At 41.8% G+C, this 18040-nt stretch carries 16 protein-coding genes and 1 tRNA gene (1 of these 17 running past the window's edge); 12 read left to right on the top strand and 5 right to left on the bottom strand.

The features are described from left to right. Positions 1–41 precede the first annotated feature (41 nt). Positions 42–926, top strand: coding sequence for a ChaN family lipoprotein (locus tag G4Y78_RS25710; protein WP_163835797.1), 885 nt, complete (start codon positions 42–44; stop codon positions 924–926). Positions 927–1052: 126 nt separating this feature from the next. Next, a tRNA-Lys gene (locus tag G4Y78_RS25705) sits at positions 1053–1128 on the top strand. 85 nt (positions 1129–1213) lie between these two features. On the opposite strand, the gene G4Y78_RS25700 is transcribed toward G4Y78_RS25705, so the two are convergent. From G4Y78_RS25700 to G4Y78_RS25690, 3 genes are all read right to left on the bottom strand, one after another. Beyond that, positions 1214–2671 (bottom strand): SEL1-like repeat protein, encoded by a 1458-nt coding sequence (locus tag G4Y78_RS25700; RefSeq protein ID WP_163835795.1) that lies wholly within the window; start codon positions 2669–2671, stop codon positions 1214–1216. Between the two features lie 867 nt (positions 2672–3538). Beyond that, positions 3539–4357, bottom strand: coding sequence for a Crp/Fnr family transcriptional regulator (locus G4Y78_RS25695; RefSeq protein ID WP_163835794.1), 819 nt, complete (start codon positions 4355–4357; stop codon positions 3539–3541). Between the two features lie 32 nt (positions 4358–4389). Continuing rightward, positions 4390–4665 (bottom strand): TfoX/Sxy family protein, encoded by a 276-nt coding sequence (locus G4Y78_RS25690; RefSeq protein ID WP_163835792.1) that lies wholly within the window; start codon positions 4663–4665, stop codon positions 4390–4392. Between the two features lie 649 nt (positions 4666–5314). On the opposite strand from G4Y78_RS25690, the gene mrcB reads away from it, so the two are divergent. From mrcB to G4Y78_RS25670, 4 genes are all read left to right on the top strand, one after another. Then, a complete protein-coding gene (mrcB, locus tag G4Y78_RS25685) occupies positions 5315–7675 on the top strand; it encodes a penicillin-binding protein 1B (RefSeq protein WP_163835790.1) in 2361 nt (786 codons plus the stop codon). Between the two features lie 15 nt (positions 7676–7690). Next, the gene (locus G4Y78_RS25680; RefSeq protein ID WP_163835788.1) at positions 7691–8257 is read left to right on the top strand and encodes a tetratricopeptide repeat protein; all 567 of its coding nucleotides are present in this window, start codon (positions 7691–7693) and stop codon (positions 8255–8257) included. 134 nt (positions 8258–8391) lie between these two features. Beyond that, positions 8392–8706, top strand: coding sequence for a YqcC family protein (locus G4Y78_RS25675; RefSeq protein WP_163835786.1), 315 nt, complete (start codon positions 8392–8394; stop codon positions 8704–8706). Between the two features lie 16 nt (positions 8707–8722). Next, entirely contained in the window at positions 8723–9187 is a 465-nt protein-coding gene (locus G4Y78_RS25670; RefSeq protein WP_163835784.1) for a DUF2195 family protein, read from the top strand. A 97-nt stretch (positions 9188–9284) separates the two neighbouring features. Here the strand turns inward: G4Y78_RS25670 and G4Y78_RS25665 are convergent, their stop codons facing one another. After that, entirely contained in the window at positions 9285–9731 is a 447-nt protein-coding gene (locus G4Y78_RS25665; RefSeq protein WP_163835782.1) for a DUF4124 domain-containing protein, read from the bottom strand. Positions 9732–10466: 735 nt separating this feature from the next. Here G4Y78_RS25665 and G4Y78_RS25660 point away from each other — a divergent pair. Both G4Y78_RS25660 and ilvN read left to right on the top strand, forming a co-directional pair. After that, on the top strand, positions 10467–12191 hold the full coding sequence (locus G4Y78_RS25660) for an acetolactate synthase 3 large subunit (RefSeq protein WP_163835780.1): 1725 nt from the start codon (positions 10467–10469) through the stop codon (positions 12189–12191). Beyond that, on the top strand, positions 12191–12685 hold the full coding sequence (ilvN, locus tag G4Y78_RS25655) for an acetolactate synthase small subunit (protein WP_163835778.1): 495 nt from the start codon (positions 12191–12193) through the stop codon (positions 12683–12685). The genes G4Y78_RS25660 and ilvN overlap by 1 nt, the downstream gene beginning before the upstream one ends. 98 nt (positions 12686–12783) lie before the next feature. On the opposite strand, the gene ilvC is transcribed toward ilvN, so the two are convergent. Then, a complete protein-coding gene (ilvC, locus tag G4Y78_RS25650; RefSeq protein ID WP_163835771.1) occupies positions 12784–14253 on the bottom strand; it encodes a ketol-acid reductoisomerase in 1470 nt (489 codons plus the stop codon). 429 nt (positions 14254–14682) lie between these two features. Between ilvC and ilvY the strand changes: the two genes are divergently transcribed. The 4 genes from ilvY to G4Y78_RS25630 form a co-directional block, all read left to right on the top strand. Then, on the top strand, positions 14683–15567 hold the full coding sequence (ilvY, locus tag G4Y78_RS25645; protein ID WP_163835769.1) for an HTH-type transcriptional activator IlvY: 885 nt from the start codon (positions 14683–14685) through the stop codon (positions 15565–15567). 130 nt (positions 15568–15697) lie between these two features. Beyond that, on the top strand, positions 15698–16537 hold the full coding sequence (gene pssA / locus G4Y78_RS25640; protein ID WP_163835768.1) for a CDP-diacylglycerol--serine O-phosphatidyltransferase: 840 nt from the start codon (positions 15698–15700) through the stop codon (positions 16535–16537). 106 nt (positions 16538–16643) lie between these two features. Beyond that, positions 16644–17702, top strand: a complete 1059-nt coding sequence (msrP, locus tag G4Y78_RS25635; RefSeq protein ID WP_163835766.1) for a protein-methionine-sulfoxide reductase catalytic subunit MsrP — start codon at positions 16644–16646, stop codon at positions 17700–17702. Positions 17703–17720: 18 nt separating this feature from the next. Further along, positions 17721–18040 carry the 5' portion of a protein-methionine-sulfoxide reductase heme-binding subunit MsrQ gene (locus G4Y78_RS25630; protein WP_163835764.1) on the top strand. It continues 277 nt past the right edge of the window, so the window shows 320 of its 597 coding nt (coding positions 1–320); its start codon is at positions 17721–17723; its stop codon lies beyond the right edge, outside the window.

Below are 18040 nucleotides of genomic sequence, written 5' to 3'. Positions count from 1 at the left end.
GTTAGCTTTTGTCATAGCCTCTTTCTTGGAGGGATTTGTGTGTGAGTAAACTACTAAAACTGTCTTGGTTATTTTGCTTTTATAGTGTTATTTCAGGTTGTGCGGCAACTGTCGAAAAGCAGCCTGAAAACCCTATTTGGCAACAACAAAATGCCCAGTTAATTGCAGAAGAAGAGCTATTAAAAAAGCTCCCTAAAGTTGATGTTTTGTATTTAGGCGAAGCTCATGACAATCCCATTCACCACCAAAATCAGTTAGCAATACTTGAATATTTGCAAAAAAAAGGAAAGCTAACGGGTGTAGTGATGGAGATGCTTAACACTGACCAACAAGCAAAAATCGATCAGGCTTATGGCAAAGTAAAATCACAAACAGAGCTATATAAGTGGCTGGAGTGGCAGGATGTAAAAGGTTGGCAGTGGGAATTTTATGGGCCAATGATGTGGCTGGCTATTAATAATAACATACCACTTAAGGCGGGTAATATTACCAGGAAGCAGGTAATGGGTTTATATCACAATTCAACCAGGCCTAAAGCAGAAGGACCTTATGCTGATTCTATTAGAGCGCCTTTGGCCAAACGAATAGAAGAAGCCCACTGTAATAAAATCGATGCGAAATCACTGGAAGCGATGGTTAATATTCAGCAAACACGGGATAAAAAGCTAGCTGAAGAGGCTGTTAAGCTTAATGGTGGAGTAACGGTTGTTATTACTGGCTCGTATCACGCTAGAAAAGATGTAGGCTCACCGAGGTTTGCTAAGTGGCTAGCACCTGAGATCAGAATAGCGAGTGTGATATTTGTTGAAACGTTTGAAGGTCAGCAGTCTCAGGCTGATATCACATGGTATCAAGATTTAGAACAGTGGGGTGATTGGTTGTGGCTAACGCCTAAAGCAAATACTGACCGTCCTGACTGCGGATAGTGGAATCAACCTTTGATTGTAGGGTATACCACTTGTTAGGGTTGTGTTCATCACTAAGAATGTAAATAGCTATGAAGAAAGGGGTTGTAATTTTTTAAAAATTTAGTAATATAGCGCGCCCATCGAGGGTCGTTAGCTCAGTTGGTAGAGCAGTTGGCTTTTAACCAATTGGTCGCTGGTTCGAGTCCAGCACGACCCACCATTTTTCCTTCCTTATTTCCTGTATTTACCCCAGTTTCAATTAAAGCACCAGTTATATAATTCAGCCTTTCTTCTTTGACTAAAAATTAGTTAATAGATGCTTGTTCTGATGCATGGTTATACCAGTATTTGGCCCGCTGTTGGTTTAAGCTGACTCCCCTGCCTTGTTGGTACATCTCAGCAAGCTTTAATTGAGCTGTTTTGATTCCCTGTTTTGCTGCCTCCCAATACCACATGGCTGCTTTGGTATGGTCTTTTTGTATTCCATTACCTAACTCGTAGTGCTCACCAAGTTGCCACTGGGCAATTGGGTCGCCATTATTGGCAGCATGCCCAAGCCAAAATACACCTTCGTGAATATTAAATAACTGGCTTTGATCACTGAGAAATACTTCACTCAGTTGCTTATAGGCACTTTTATCTCCCTGGTAAGCAGCTTCTTTAAGCCATTCAACAGCTAACGCCTGGTTGAACAATTTACTTTCTGGTTCCAACATTAATTCCGCCGCTTTTACCATAGCAACCTCACTGCCTTGTTTGGCTGCTTGTTCAAACCAGTAAAGTGACTGGCTGTGCTGATCTGCGAATTGTTGGTAGTAAGAGCCTAGAACCAGCTGGGCGTTAACATGATTTTGCAGTGCTGCTTTGCTGATAAGATAAATACCGCGCTTGCTATCTTTGGGGATTCTTTGGCCTTGGATTAACAAAATACCAAGACGATATTGAGCATATTTGTTGTCTTTTTTGATAGCTTGCTCATACCAATATATCGCTTTTTTCGGGTTTTTAGGTACGCCGTCACCCGTTAAATAAATCTTAGCCAAGTTATTTAAGGCAGCTGGATGACCTTTTTTAGCTGCTTTTTTATACCATTGGGCTGCAACTGTTTTATCTTTTTTTACCCCAAGCCCTGTGGCATACATATAGCCAATATTATTTTCTGCCGCCGCGTGACCTAACTTAGCAGCAGTTTGATAATAGTTTAGTGCTTGCTTAAGGTTTTTTTCTGTCCCTTGGCCAAGTTGGTGCATCATGCCTAAGTTGTTAATGGCTTTTGGATACTTTTCGGCAGCAGCTTGATTAAACCAGTAGAGTGCTTGTTTATAATCCTGTTGCAGGATGTTGCCGAACCAATACCATTCACCAAGTAAAACCTGGCTTGCAGCAAAACCCTGTTCAGCAGACTGCTTAAGTAGCGATACGGCTTGAGTTGTATTATTTGGAGCGACACAGCGAGCAGCTTCATATTGGCCCATTACTGACGTTAATTCAGCAGAATTTTTAAACCAAGTGCACGCTGTTTCTGTGCGCTGGTTCGCTTGGTAGAATTGGCCGATAAGATAGTAAGCAAGCCCAAGGGATTTATTGCTGGCTGGTTTTAAACTTTGTAAAGGCTGGTTTTGTTGGGCAGCAGTTGATTCAGTCTGCTGTAATTTGTTTGTAGCTGACACAGGGGTATTGGAACTAGCTGTCATAGCCGCCAGGTTTAGTGTAACGGATAAACCTAAAGTAAGGTAACTAGATCCTTTTTTGATGTACTTCATGAGCATCCTGTGAGCTAGTTATCTACTTTTAGTGGCTAACTTAAAACAAACTACATAAAAAAGCAGACAAGAGCTGTTTATTTATTCACCTACTTTTAACATATCAGTAGTTTTGAATTATTTCAGTGAAATTAAGCATTTGATTTAAAAATTGATGCATTTATATGAAAGACGCTTAAAAAAGGTGATATGGGTCGTATAAGAAAATTATTGGTAAGCGATTAAAAAAGTCTTCAGTGAATAAGCAAAAGAAGCGGACAAAAAAAAGGCTACCAAATGGTAGCCTTAGAACCGTGATTAGCCTGATGAGGAGATAACCTGTAAAAAAGCTGCTTAACTGCCAGGTAAACATCTTACAGTTGTTATCAACAAGTTGCCTGTGGCAACTGTTAATCAGAATAGTCAAGCGGCATTTAAATGTCAACACAAATGATAATTATTTTTATTTGCAAATAGCAAGTGTGAAAGGAATGCATAGGCTAGTGATGCATGCGTAAAGCTGGTTAACAGTCTTCAAAGTCATTTATTTTCTGGCAAGTTGCTTTTTTGCAGGCATAGTGGGCCTACATCAAGAAAAAGCAACACCAGCAAGAGGGTAAATGGAGAGGAAGTTTTTTTACCTTATTTTGTGCATGCACCACTGGCTGAATTAAAGGCAAAAAAAAGCCACTCAAATTGAGTGGCAAAAGTCTGTGATTAGCCTGATGAGGAGATAACCTGTTTATAGCATCCTGTTACTTACAGAGGTGATATCGACAGATTAAATCTGTTGTGCAACGACAACAATGCAAATGATAATTGTTATCATTTGCATTGTCAACGGAATATCTGCAAAAATTTTTTGTAGCAAAACTTTGAGTGGATAGATTAGCCCATGATCTCAACTGATGTAGCTGGGTCACCACTGTCTGAAGAGGCGAGTTTCTGGTTGAGGGAGTTGATTCTTCTGGCCATGTTTTCCATCAGATTCAGGCAGACTCTTGGGTGAGTTTGAATTAAATTGATAAATTGCTCTTTCGGAACTGCTGTTAATGTACAATCATCTTTAGCCATTACAGTGGCAGAGCGTTTCTCTTGGGTAAACATGGCCATTGCGCCAAAAATCTCATCCTGATAAATATTGCCTACTTTTACTCCACGTACATATACCTCTGCTCTACCTGTCATTAAAATAAACACATGATCAGCTTGCTCACCTTCACTAATAATGGTGTCACCCGCTTTTACTTGCAAAAAGCCCGTTGCTGGCTTGCTGGTATAAGGGGTAAGTCGAGAAAGTCCATCGGCTAAAACTGCCGCATAGCCAATCAGGTATTTTGTCAGTAATGTTTGTCTGGCAGGGTCAGCTTGGATATGTTGAAAAAATGCTTTGCGATCATAAGGGATTAATTCAATAGGGTCTTTACTGCTGTATTTGCATTTGGGTAGATTAAAGCCTTGCCGAAGGCCAACGATATCACCCTCTTGCATATAAAATACTTCACGTTGATTGATAGAACCGGCCAGTTTACCTTCACAGATTAAAAATATTTGGTCTGGATCATGCTGGGCATAGAGGTCAGCCACGGAATCTAAATAGATATTAGCGGCTTGACTGGGCAAACCATTAACAAGCTGTGCAGGAATAAGCTGCAGCTCTGAGATCACTTCGCTGATATAGGGGAATTGCTCTCCCACCAAATACATGCTTGACGCCTTAAGTTAACAATTAGCCATATTCATTGGCTGACTGCGCTGGGCTCTTTGGCTTCAGCTTCCCGTATTAACCTTTCTTTTAGTGAAGGGTCAAGCTGGTTCCAGTGTGCATTGAGCAGAGCACCTTCTAATGCATATAACAACACTTTGGATACTTTAAAACCACGTGTTTTAATTTTGCAGTAAGCCTCTACCGCGCCAATTTGTTCTAATGTTTCGCGGTCTCTAATGCCAACGGCATTAAGCCATTGGACAGATGTTTTCCCAAGGTTTTTCAGCTCGATTAAATCTGTTGCCATCTTCGAGTCCTTGCCCTCTGAAATACTAGGAACAGGTGACAACAAAACTTCATATCAGTCATTACCAAGTTTGCCACCTTGATATAAATAATAGCTGATTATTGTGACTTGTATGATAATTGATCAGAAACTCGGCTAAATTTTTGTTGCCGCAAGATTGGCATGCTTTATTACGAGCGAGTGACTCTAATGATTAAATTGTATAAGCAAGCTTGAAAAACGTACAGGCTCGCTTAAAAATTCTGCTTCTATAGCAGTATTTTTAGCCATTTTTGCCCTGATTTATAAGACAGCTTGAACCGCTTATCGCTAATTGCCGTACGTTGAAAAAATGAGAAATTCTACTCAATTTGTCCGTTTGTTCTGAAAATCAACAGCTTAATCGAATACACTTTAGCCAACTATTTTTGTAAGACAGCTGACGCAAGAAAAATACTGACGTTACTAACTGCCAAGAGTGCTTTAGCAGTGGTGTGTAGCATGCTTTATGTGAACTAGGAGCAGCATGTAAGTAACAAACCTTATTATCAGCCTAACAACACTCGTTTATTGTGCTGAGAAATTAGCCAGTAAAAGAGCTTGGCTAGCAGTTTTTAGGCGCAAGTATTTGATTGCAGTCTGACGGTCTTTAGGAAAAAAATACAAGCACATGACTGAACGTATCCGTACTGGCAGGCAGCCAGCTAAAAAAGGCAAACAGCGAAATGGAAAAGCCAAGAAGGGTGGCTTCTGGAAAAAGCTATTTAAACTGACAGCTTTGCTGTTAGTGATTGGTGGTGTTTTATTTGTCGGCTATGCCAGTAAATTAGATATAGAAGTCACTGAAAGATTTGAAGGTAAAAAGTGGGCTATTCCTGCCAAGGTATACGCGCAACCACTAGAGCTATTTTCAACAAGACGAATTAATGTAAAACAGTTGGTTCAGCAACTTGACCAGCTGGGTTATCAGTCTGTTAGCTATGTTGAACGAGCAGGGCAGTATCATCAAAAAGGCAATGTTGTTACGTTAAAAACACGCGGTTTTCAATTTGATGATGGCTATGAAGAGCCAGTTTTAATTAAAGTTTTATTTCGCAATAAGCAAATTCAAAAAGTTACTGATCAGATTGGTCAGGAAACCTTAGCCCGTTTAGAGCCACAGTTAATTGGTGGTATTTACCCTGCATCCAATGAAGACCGGCTGTTAACGAAGTTAGAGCAATTACCTGAAACTTTTATTCCTGCTTTGTTAGCAGTTGAAGATAGAAACTACTATGACCACTGGGGAGTGTCTCCCAAGTCAATTGCCCGAGCTTTTTATATCAACTTTAAAACGGGAAGAGCTGTCCAAGGCGGGTCAACTTTAACTCAACAATTGGTAAAGAATTTATATTTGTCGAATGAGCGCAGTTTGAAAAGAAAAGCCAATGAAGCCATTATGGCGGGTTTGCTGGATTTTCATTACGACAAAGACGAAATACTCGAAACCTATATCAACGAGGTTTTTTTAGGCCAACAAGGTAAGCGAGCCATTCATGGGTTTGGACTGGCCAGCCAGTTCTTTTTCGGTCAACCTATTAATGAGCTATCCGCTGAGAAGGTGGCATTGTTAGTTGGAATGGTTAAAGGCCCATCTCAATACAACCCCCGTCGTAAACCCGAAAAAGCCCTTAAACGCCGCAACTTAGTATTAAAGGTAATGGCACAGCAGGGTGTGATTACTGAGCAGGAAGCTAACCAAGCACAGCAAAAGCCGTTGGGGGTAGTGAAGCATAGTAAAGTACAAATGAACCATTATTATGCTTACCTGGACTTGGTTAAAAGACAGTTAAAGCGTGACTATGATGAAGAAAACCTTACCTCGCAAGGGTTAAGAATTTTTACCAACCTTGATCCCATCGTTCAACAGCAAGCACAAGAAAGTCTGACTGATACTCTTAAAAAAGTTAGAAAATCCAATCAGAAGCATAAAGCATTACAGGGGGCAATGGTGGTTACTGCACCAGGCAGTGGTGATGTATTAGCTGTTGTTGGTGATCGTAAGGCAGGTTACACCGGCTTTAACCGAGCAGTAGATGCGCAGCGCCATATTGGTTCTTTAATTAAACCCATCGTATTTTTATCTGCGTTGACTGAACCAGAGCAATATACCCTAGCTACATTTGTTGATGACAGTAAAGTCAGCATCAAAACTCAGGATGGCCAGCTATGGGAACCTGATAACTTTGATCATAAAAGCCATGGCACAGTGCCATTACACGAAGCACTAGCAAAATCCTATAACTTAGCTACTGCCAAAATTGGTTTAACTATAGGGGTAGAAAAAGTACTGCAGTTACTCAAAACACTGGGAGCTGATCAGGATTTTCCTGCCTACCCTTCATCATTGTTAGGAGCAGTTGCGATGTCGCCAGTAGAGGTGGCAACTGTCTATCAAACCCTGGCTGGTGGTGGCTTTAAAGTACCACTGAGAACTATTCGGGCGGTTTTGGATGCAGAAGGTAAACCACTGCAGCGCTATCCATTAGCAATACAACAAGTGGTTCCTACGGAGTATGTGCACTTGCTGCAATATGTCATGCAAGAAGTGATGCGAGAGGGTACGGGCAGAAGAGCGTATCGGCTGTTAAATAATAAAGTGCGTGTGGCAGGGAAAACCGGCACCAGTAATGATCAGCGTGACAGCTGGTTTGCTGGCTATTCCGAAGATTATTTAGCAGTTGTCTGGATGGGGCATGATGATAATAAGCCAACACCAGTAACAGGTAGCAGTGGTGCGTTAAGAGTTTGGAGCGACTTTATGTTTAATGTTAATCCTAAGTCGTTACAGCCCAAAGTACCTGACCAGGTGCACTATGTATGGGTGGATGAAATTAGTGGAATGCTTGCCAATGAGTCTTGTGCAGGTGCCCGTTATTTACCATTTATTAAAGGTTCTGAGCCACAGGAAGAATCTTCCTGTATTGTCCGTCACCAACCTCGCAGAAGAGGTTCCAAAGTGGTAGATTGGTTCAGAACCCTGTTTCGCTAATTGGGGGCAAAAATAGTGTTTCAACAAAATATAGATTTAGGAAAGGCTGGTTTTCAGCTTAAAGCTGCTTGGTTAAAGCCGGCAGCTATCAGTGGTTTGTTGTTTATTGTATCAGGCTGTGTTCAACATACTTATATTCCAGCATCACAAGATCCAGGCCGGGATATGCGACCTGAAGTGGTGGATGCAGCTCCTGTTTCTGCTGGTCGTCCAGAGTATCGTGAGCCTCAGGTGGTCACCCAACCTAACCAGCAAAATGAAGATCAATACGCTTATGTTACTCCAGACTACCCTGACTCAGGGGTGAGTAGTAACCCTGCTGCTCGTCGGTTGATTGATAGAGCGCTGGAACAACGCGCCACTGGTGACTTAGAGGCTGCAGCCGCTACTTTAGAAAGAGCATTGCGGGTTGCCCCCAATGATCCAGAGGTTTATTACGAGTTAGCATCAATCCGATTAAACCAGCAAAACTATGCTCAGGCTGAGCAGTTAGCACGCCGGGGTTTATCGCTGACCCGTGATCCAGGAATGAGAGCTCGGCTGCAATCAATCATTGATCAAAGCTCAACTGGGCGCGGCTAGTTTTTGTCATTTCTTGTCATCTAAAGGACAAGCTCGTTAAACTAGGGGCTGTTGATGTTTGTTTGAAAGATCAAACTTCGGCAGTTTCTATAGATCTTGAGTTGAATTAAACCTAACGAGTGCTTGTCTTTTGTATGAGAAATGAGCAAATCTCCTCGCTACTAACCGAATTAGAGCAAGAACTTCAACACTTGAATATGTGGGAGTTTTCGCCACCTTCTGCTGAGTCTCTAACTAGTACCGAGCCTTTTTGTGTTGATACCCTCGCATTGAACCAGTGGTTACAGTGGATTTTTATTCCTCGTCTGCGAGCATTAATTGAAGGTAGTCTTCCATTACCCTCTAACTGTAGTATTCTACCTATCGCTGAAGAATTTTGTGGCCAGCAGTCAGCTGACTGTACAAAGCTACTGATTATTATCACTAAAATTGACCAGTATTTCTCTTAAAATTCTTATAATCACAATGCGTACGGTAAGATCATTACAGCTAGCTTCGTTAGTGCTGGTGGTGCTGTTGTCTGGATGTCAGGCGATACACCAAAAGCCTATGCCTATAGCGCCAACGATGCAGTTGGATAAAATCAGAATTCGTAACTACCTTTCCCAATGTTTAACTATTAAACCTTTAGGGGTGCGGCATACTACGGAAAATGTCACGCTACTTACCCAAATGGTGGCATCTCAGGACTTAAGTCAATGCCAATGTAATTCCGTTTATGTGGAATACCTGGTAGAAGAAAGAGTCCCTATCCAGCAAAAAGCTAGAGGCAAAGCTAAGCTGGTGAATTGGGGGAAAGGCTATTTCATTGCGCCTGTACCTAAGTTTCAGTCGAAACCCCAGCTTCTTACGTTAAAGCATGATACCGCCCTGCAGTATCAGGGTCCTTTAGTGATTAGTTTGCGTTGCAAAGATGAAAAGCCGTTGTAAATTTTTTGGCAGTAGTAATTATGGAGTAAGTAACCGCCCAGTCAACTGGTTTGCTGGGCGGTGGATAGGTAAGTGATAGGCTGTTTGCTGAGTTGAGTTAGTTACACCACTCTTTAATTGCCTCATCTGCTTTTTTCAGCTGCGCATCTTTCTCTTCTGCGCTAAGAATTTTCACTGAACCATCTTCCATGGTCATTCTGACTCGGTTTTTAATTGTAAGCTGAATCTTGTTTTGCTTGGCTTGCTTACAATTTTCTTCTTTTTCCTTCTTGGCCTTGGTTAGCTCTTTCTCAAACTCTTCTTTATCAGTTTGTTCTTGTTTTTTCGCTGCTTCGGCATCTTTAATACCTTTTAGCTTTTTTTCACCAGCTTCTTTACTGGAAGACTTCTGGGCTCTGGTATTCACAACTTCACCTTGGCCTTCTTTTGGTGGCGTGGTGCTGTAGTGAGTAACGCCATCCTCATCTACCCACTTATAAAACTTGCCTGCAGTTAAGTTGGTAGAGATTAAAATTAAGCTGGTGAGTAGCAGTAGCTTTTTCATGAGTGTTCCCAAACGCTTTGTTATCTTCAATAACACCACAGTTTAGTGGCCACATGAATATATAGGTAACTTGATATGATAAGTAGGGATGTGATGCCCCTATCTCTAGTTTTGTTATACATATCACTAAATATAAACCAGGTGAAATAATATTTACGATTTAAAAACTCTGTTTGGCTGCTAAAGGACTTCACTACAGTCGTTTGGCTGTTTTTGATCGAATGCCTCTGAAACTATTGTAGTGGAAGAGTTTGAGCCTTGACTTCTGTCGTTAAACTGTAAAGAATTATCGGTCTTACTTTTTGGATGTTTACTGCGTAAATCGCCATCCACTCTAAACTGAAACTTTACACCTTAAATTTTCAGTTTTATCCCAATGACGCGTTACCTCGCGCTGGGTCGGCCCACTACACCATACTGTGGGCCTGACAATCTGGCAGTTTCGTTAGGCGGCTGAGCAATGCTTAGCGAAGCGAGGTAGTGGTGTATCAATTCATTAGAGCAGCATGTGGCTCTTATCTTTAATGCAAACTAGATTGACCACTAGCTTAAAAAAATAGCAAGTAATAAACCGATAACTTCTGTTTGCTCTGTTAGTAACCACCTGCAGCTAACTTGAGTGGGTTGTTAACCTTGCCATTCAGATAGGTTTATGTTGCTCTATAGCTAATGAATATAGACTGTTAGACAGTTAAATCAATTTGTTATGTAGCGATGTTCTAGAGGATTCATCAAGTGGAACTATTATCGGGTGCTGAAATGGTTATCCGCTCGTTAGCGGATGAAGGAGTTGAATATATATATGGTTACCCTGGCGGTGCGTTACTTCATGTCTATGATGCACTGTTTCGGCAGGATCGAGTGACCCATATCCTCGTGCGCCACGAACAAGCTGCAACGCATATGGCAGATGGCTATGCGCGGGCATCGGGTAAGCCTGGGGTAGCACTGGTTACATCTGGGCCTGGCGCGACTAATACCATTACTGGCATTGCTACTGCCTATATGGACTCAATCCCAATGGTTGTGATTTCTGGGCAGGTACCATCGGATTTTATTGGCACGGATATGTTCCAGGAAACGGATATGGTGGGAATTTCTCGGCCAATTGTTAAGCACAGCTTTTTGGTAAAACGTGCCGAAGATATTCCGATGACCATTAAAAAAGCATTTCATATTGCTCAGTCTGGTCGTCCTGGCCCAGTGGTTGTGGATATCCCCAAAGATATCACTAACCCCAGTGATAAGTTTGAATATGCTTATCCAAAAAAAATAAAACTTCGCTCATATAATCCACCATTAAAAGGGCACTCAGGACAAATTCGTAAAGCGCTTGACCTATTAATGCAAGCTAAACGACCAGTGATTTATAGCGGTGGTGGGGTAATTTTAGGACAAGCGTCTGATGTGTTGACGGAGTTAGCTCAAAAGCTAAATGCACCGGTTACGAATACATTAATGGGATTAGGTGGTTACCCTGGTTCTGATCGCCAGTTTTTAGGCATGTTGGGTATGCATGGTAGTTATGCCGCTAACTTAGCAATGCATCATGCTGATGTAATTTTAGCCGTGGGTGCTCGATTTGATGATCGGGTAACAAATGGTGTTGCTAAGTTTTGCCCTACTGCCAAAATTGTTCACATCGATATCGACCCCGCCAGTATTTCCAAGAATATTAGAGCCGATGTGCCTATCGTTGGCCCAGTAAAGGCAGTGTTGAATGAAATGCTGGGTGCAATAAAAGACGGTAAGCGTGAAGTTGATAAAGAAGCAGTTAATGGCTGGTGGAAACAAATTGATGAGTGGCGTAGCTCTAAAGGTACCTTCCCTTATGATCCGGGCGATGGAGGCATAATTAAGCCACAAGCGGTGATTGAATCTTTATATGAAGTGACTAAAGGCGATGCGTTTGTTACTTCTGATGTAGGGCAGCACCAAATGTTTGCTGCACAATATTACAAGTTTGATAAGCCTAATCGCTGGATCAACTCAGGTGGATTAGGCACCATGGGCTTTGGTTTCCCTGCAGCAATGGGGGTGAAGCTTCATTACCCTGATCATGACGTAGCCTGTGTAACAGGTGAAGGTAGTATCCAGATGAATATTCAGGAGCTATCTACCTGTTTGCAATATGACCTGCCAATTAAAATTATTACCTTAAATAACCAGGCGTTAGGTATGGTACGACAGTGGCAGGATATGCAATACGACAGTCGTTACTCTCACTCTTATATGGACTCACTCCCTGATTTTAAGCGATTAGTTGAGGCTTATGGTCATGTGGGGATGACTGTTGAAAAGCCAGATGATCTGAAAAGTGCAATGGAAGAAGCCTTTGCCCTGAAAGATCGGTTAGTGTTTTTGGATGTGAAAGTTGACCCTAATGAGCATGTTTATCCCATGCAAATTAAAGATGGCTCAATGCGTGATATGTGGTTAAGTAAAACGGAGCGTACCTAATGCGTCGTCATATCATTTCAGTTTTAATGGAAAATGAACCCGGTGCGTTGTCTCGGGTAGTCGGGCTATTTGCTCAGCGTAACTACAACATTGAGTCACTAAACGTCGCGCCGACAGATGACCCAACCCTTTCAAGGTTAACGCTTACAACAATTGGTGCTGATGATAAAATCGAGCAAATTACCAAGCAGCTAAATAAGCTAATTGATGTAGTAAAACTGGTTGATTTATCAGAAGGTTCTCATATCGAGCGGGAGTTAATGTTCCTGAAAGTAAAAGTATCAGGTGCTCAGCGTGCAGAAATAAAGCGCACTACTGATATTTTCCGCGGCCAAATTGTTGATGTCACCAGTTCAACATATGTCATTCAGCTAACTGGTGATAGCGATAAACTGGATGCTTTCATTCAGGCTGTTGCACCTGTATCTATTTTGGAAGTGGTGCGTACAGGTGTGTCTGGTATTGCGAGAGGTGAAAAAGTACTTAGTTTGTAATTTACCCTTCGCTTTGGGTATGCAATGATAACTAATAAAAAAAGCCAGGCTTTTATGCCAGGCTTTTTTGTTTATCAAAAAAGATTATTTTTGCATGATTAAATAATGCGTTTCATATCAGTCATATGTCCACGTAACTCATAACCGATTAACTCAACAGTATGGTCACGGATAGCATCGTTAACTTCAACTAGGCGAGCGTTATCAACACTGTTTGATTTAACATCTAAGCCTTTACCAATAACATCTGTTCCGATTTTTGCCATAAAGTCTTTTAACAGTGGTACGCAAGCATGGGCAAATAGGTAGCAGCCATATTCTGCAGTATCAGAAATAACTACATTCATTTCATACAACTTGCGACGGGCAATAGTGTTGGCAATTAATGGCGTTTCATGTAGAGATTCGTAGTAAGCAGATTCTTCAATAATGCCAGAGCTGCTCATTACTTCAAAAGCTAGCTCAACACCTGCTTTAACCATCGCTACCATTAAAATGCCGTGGTCGAAGTATTCTTGTTCATCAATTTCAGCATCCGTAGATGTGGCTTTTTCGAATGCTGTTTCACCTGTTTCAGCACGCCATGTCAATAGGTTTTTGTCGTCATTGGCCCAGTCTTCCATCATAGTTTTAGAAAACTCGCCAGTGATGATATCGTCCATGTGTTTTTCAAACAGCGGACGCATAATGACTTTTAATTCTTCTGACAGATCAAATGCTTTAATTTTTGCTGGATTGGATAAGCGGTCCATCATGTTGGTGATGCCACCGATTTTCAGCGCTTCTGTAACTACTTCCCAGCCTTGCTGAATTAGCTTAGAAGCATAACCAGCATCAATGCCATCAGCGATCATTTTGTCGAAGCATAAAATAGAGCCAGTTTGCAGCACGCCACACAAAATGGTTTGCTCACCCATTAAGTCAGACTTTACTTCAGCAATAAATGAAGATTCTAAAACACCAGCGCGATGACTACCTAAGCCTGCTGCGTAGGCTTTTGCTTGCTCTAAGCCCTCGCCATTTGGGTCGTTTTCTCTGTGTACAGCGATAAGTGTTGGTACCCCAAAGCCGCGTTTGTATTCTTCTCTTACTTCTGTTCCAGGACATTTAGGAGCAATCATAATAACGGTAATGTCATCACGAATTTTCATGCCCTCTTCAACGATGTTGAAGCCGTGAGAATAAGATAAAGTAGCGCCTTTTTTCATTAATGGCATCACTTGTTCAACAACAGAAGAGTGCTGCTTATCAGGAGTTAAGTTGCTTACTAAATCTGCCTGGGGAACTAGTTCTTCGTAAGTGCCAACAGTGAAGTCGTTATCAGTGGCATTTTTCCAAGACTGGCGTTTTTCTTTAATAGCTGACTCACGCAAAGCATAAGACACATCCAAGCCACTATCTCTTAAATTTAAGCCTTGGTTTAATCCTTGTGCACCACAACCAACAATGACGATTTTTTTGCCTTTTAGTGCCTCGACTCCTGCATCAAATTCTGAGCGATCCATGAAACGACACTTACCCAGCTCTTCCAGCTGAATACGCAATGGCAGTGAGTTGAAGTAATTCATTTGTAGCTCCTTAAAGATTTTTTGCCGGCATGGGCTGTAAGGAAGGTGGCCATGTAGGCAGCTAGGGAGGCCCTATTGTATTCGGTTTGTGGATTAAAAATAGCCTAGCAGCATTGCTGCTAGGCTGATTTTATTATTAGTCACTGCCTCAACTTTAAGAAATATCAAAAAAATTCCTTCAGCCCGACTACTCGGCCGCAAGCAACCGAGTTTACGCCGACCTGATTGACCTTCGGTCAAACGGAATTTTTACAGTTACACTCGGGAGCAAGCTCCCGAGATATCTTTCTTTATATGTTGAAACGAGAGACCTTTATAGACACTCCACTTTGTAGTGAGAAAAAAGATAGCCTATTATCAGTATTGCGTAAAATGATATGTTTCGAATACTGTATTGCATAAAATGAAATACAACTCGATGAGTGCTTTATGGATTACCAAGGCTTAAAGCTGTTCCTTCATTTAGCTTCGACCTTGCATTTTGGGCAAACCAGCGAAGCCTGTTTTATTAGCCCCTCTACGCTTAGTCGCCATATAAAAAGGCTAGAAGATGAGGTAGGTAAGTCATTGTTTGAGCGAGACAAGCGAAAAGTCAGTTTAACCCGAGCGGGTGAGTTGTTTCGTCAGTATGCCTCAGAAACCTTAGCTAACTGGAATCGCTTTCAGGAAACGTTACAAGAAGAAACAACGTTGCTAAATGGCGAAATCAGTATGTATTGCTCTGTAACCGCAAGTTATAGCTTTTTATCTGACTTGTTGGTGACTTATCGGCAACGCCAGCCTAATGTGGAGGTAAAGCTGCATACTGGTGATGCCGCTTATTCAATTCCTAAAGTGGTAGCAGGTGAAGAAGATATTGTTATTGCAGCTAAGCCAGAACATTTGCCCGCCAGCCTTAGCTTTAAACCTATTGCAACATCGGGGCTGGTTTTTATTGCGCCAACTGTGAGTTGTTTAGCCAGAGAGTTAATAGAAATAGAGGATATTGATTGGCAAAAAATACCTGTAATTCAAGCAGAGCAGGGGCTAATCAAGCAGCGGTTGCAGCTTTGGTTTCGCCAGCAAGGTATTAAGCCAAATATTTATACGTCAGTTGCTGGGCATGAGGCTATAGTCAGCATGGTCAGTTTAGGTTTTGGAGTGGGTATTGTGCCTGAGCTGGTGCTACTTAATAGTCCGCTGGCTAATAAAATTCAACAATTAACGGTAGACCCGGTCTTGCAGCCATTTACTATTGGCTTGTGTGTGCAAACCCGTCGTTTGCAAAACCCGCTGGTAAAAACTTTTTGGGATACAGCCAAAGTGCTTGGCTAGTTTTCGTATTTGGTTAAAAGTCGCTAGCTTGAATATTTCCTGTGGTTTGATGAAATATTTGGGTAGCACACGCAATTTAATTCGGGTTTGATATAATGCTAGAACCGTTTGTTTTTTGGACAATTACTCTATGACCCAAGAGAAAGACAACTCTGTGGTAGATGATACTGAAGATCAATTACCACAATCTATATTACCTATTGATGAGCATGTAGAAGAAGTCGCTGAAAATGGCCGTAAAGTGCGGCGAAAAGGGGTTTATCTACTGCCTAACCTGTTCACTACGACGGCTTTGTTTTGTGGTTTTTATGCCATTGTTAGCTCAATGAACCAAATGTTTGAGCAAGCCGCGATCGCTATTTTTGTGGCAATGATTTTTGATGGACTTGATGGTCGAGTCGCCAGGCTAACCAATACCCAAAGCGCTTTTGGCGCTGAATATGACAGTTTGTCTGATATGGTAGCCTTTGGTGCTGCGCCGGCGCTGGTTTGCTTTAACTGGAATTTAACAGGTTTAGGTAAAGTAGGCTGGATGGTGGCTTTTATTTATGTTGCCTGTGTTGCCTTGCGTTTAGCACGATTTAATACCCAAATTGATACAGCAGATAAACGCTATTTTACCGGACTGCCTTGTCCTTCAGCAGCGGCTATCGTTGCTGCAATGGTGTGGGCGTTAAATGAGGTGGATTTAGCTTCAAATAGCTTGATCACTATATTTACAGCAGTTGTTATGGCGCTGACGGGAATTTTGATGGTGAGTAACGTTCGTTACCACAGTTTTAAGGATTTAGAGTTCAAAGGCAGGGTGCCTTTTGTTGCGATTATAGCGATAGTATTGGTATTTGCAGTGGTGTTTACCAACCCTCCTTGGGTACTAATGTTGGTGTTCTTGCTTTATGGGGTATCTGGGCCTGTGCTCTCTGTGTGGCGTTTTAAGCAAAAACATGTAGCGGCTGGCCAAGAGAAATAATTTTCTGACTTGTACTGTCTATATTGTTAAGAAGAAATTTTTGACTCAGGCATCTCCAAAGAAGTTGTTGCTTTAGAGATGCCTTTAATTTTATAGGCAGTCTTTTATGTTGATTAAAAAGCCCAGCGATATCAAAAGCTATGAAATAACCTCTGAGTCTGCTTACCTCAATCGACGCCAGTTTATTAAAAGGGCAGGGCAAGCAGCAATGCTGGCTGCCGGCTCTGGGTGGCTGGTTGCGTGCGCGGAAGAAACTGAAAGCAACGAAATGCAATCCCTCAGTGCTGATAAGCCGATCAAGCTGGTCTCTACTGAAGGCATTAAGCAGTATCCTGCCCCAGAATGGCTTACGGCAAAATTTCCTAGTCGAGCAGTCTGGCCTAGTTCAACTCGTGAAGAGTTAACTCCTTACCAAGATGTCACTCGCTATAACAACTTTTATGAGTTTGGTACCAAAAAAGGGGATCCTGCGAAGCATGCAGGCAGCCTGATTACTGATCCATGGTCTGTCATTATTGATGGTGAAGTAGAAAAGCCTGGTACTTATACTCTTGAAGACATTCTAAAACCTCATGATTTTGAAGAACGTATTTACCGGCTGCGTTGTGTAGAAGCTTGGTCAATGGTAGTGCCATGGGTAGGTTTTCAGTTAAGTGATCTGCTAAAGCGTTTTAATCCAACCTCAAAAGCGAAGTATGTAGCCTTTACTACGTTGAATGATCCTGAACAAATGCCAGGGTTGAAATTGCCATTTAGTAGTATCGAGTGGCCCTATGTTGAAGGGTTGCGAATGGATGAAGCAATGAACCCGCTTACCCTGATTGGTGTTGGGTTGTACGGAAAAACCATGCCGCCACAAAATGGCGCGCCATTGCGGTTAATAGTGCCCTGGAAATACGGTTTTAAGAGTATTAAATCCATTGTCAAAATCAGCTTGGTTGAAAAGCAACCACCTACTACTTGGAACAAATCAGCGCCTGATGAGTATGGCTTTTACTCTAATGTAAACCCAAAAGTGAGCCATCCACGCTGGAGCCAAAAACGAGAACGACGCTTACCTTCTTCGTTATTCAATCCTAATTATGTGGAAACTCAGCTATTTAATGGTTATGCCGATCAAGTGGCCCATCTCTATAAGAACATGGATTTAGCCAAGTACTATTAGGGCTAAGGAGTTGTTGAATTGATAAAGAAGTTAAAGCCGCTATGGTTTGTCTTAGCATTATTGCCGGCTGTATATTTGTCTTACTTAATTGCTACCAATGGACTTGGGCCTGATCCAGCTAAAGCTGTTGTCGAATTTTTAGGTATTTGGGCGCTACGTTTTCTGTGGATTACATTGAGCCTTACTCCATTTAAGCTAATTACCGGGAATGGACAGTTTATTGCCGTACGACGGATGATAGGGCTGTATGCATTCTTTTATGCCTGTCTACACTTAATGGCTTATTTGGCGTTTATGCTAGGGTGGCAATGGAATAATTTATACGAAGATATTGTAGA

This window comes from Spartinivicinus ruber, from assembly GCF_011009015.1.
In the GTDB taxonomy this organism is placed as follows: domain Bacteria; phylum Pseudomonadota; class Gammaproteobacteria; order Pseudomonadales; family Zooshikellaceae; genus Spartinivicinus; species Spartinivicinus ruber.
The sequence above is the reverse complement of the archived record's forward strand: the minus strand, read 5'-3'. Positions and strand labels throughout refer to the sequence as shown.

Excerpts from the sequence above, each read along its gene's own strand:
- G4Y78_RS25700 (WP_163835795.1), bottom strand. The coding sequence starts at position 2,671 with ATGAAGTACATCAAAAAAGGATCTAGTTACCTTACTTTAGGTTTATCC.
- G4Y78_RS25695 (WP_163835794.1), bottom strand. The coding sequence starts at position 4,357 with ATGTATTTGGTGGGAGAGCAATTCCCCTATATCAGCGAAGTGATCTCA.
- G4Y78_RS25690 (WP_163835792.1), bottom strand. The coding sequence starts at position 4,665 with ATGGCAACAGATTTAATCGAGCTGAAAAACCTTGGGAAAACATCTGTC.
- mrcB (WP_163835790.1), top strand. The coding sequence starts at position 5,315 with ATGACTGAACGTATCCGTACTGGCAGGCAGCCAGCTAAAAAAGGCAAA.
- G4Y78_RS25675 (WP_163835786.1), top strand. The coding sequence starts at position 8,392 with ATGAGAAATGAGCAAATCTCCTCGCTACTAACCGAATTAGAGCAAGAA.
- G4Y78_RS25670 (WP_163835784.1), top strand. The coding sequence starts at position 8,723 with ATGCGTACGGTAAGATCATTACAGCTAGCTTCGTTAGTGCTGGTGGTG.
- G4Y78_RS25665 (WP_163835782.1), bottom strand. The coding sequence starts at position 9,731 with ATGAAAAAGCTACTGCTACTCACCAGCTTAATTTTAATCTCTACCAAC.
- ilvN (WP_163835778.1), top strand. The coding sequence starts at position 12,191 with ATGCGTCGTCATATCATTTCAGTTTTAATGGAAAATGAACCCGGTGCG.
- ilvC (WP_163835771.1), bottom strand. The coding sequence starts at position 14,253 with ATGAATTACTTCAACTCACTGCCATTGCGTATTCAGCTGGAAGAGCTG.
- ilvY (WP_163835769.1), top strand. The coding sequence starts at position 14,683 with ATGGATTACCAAGGCTTAAAGCTGTTCCTTCATTTAGCTTCGACCTTG.
- pssA (WP_163835768.1), top strand. The coding sequence starts at position 15,698 with ATGACCCAAGAGAAAGACAACTCTGTGGTAGATGATACTGAAGATCAA.
- msrP (WP_163835766.1), top strand. The coding sequence starts at position 16,644 with ATGTTGATTAAAAAGCCCAGCGATATCAAAAGCTATGAAATAACCTCT.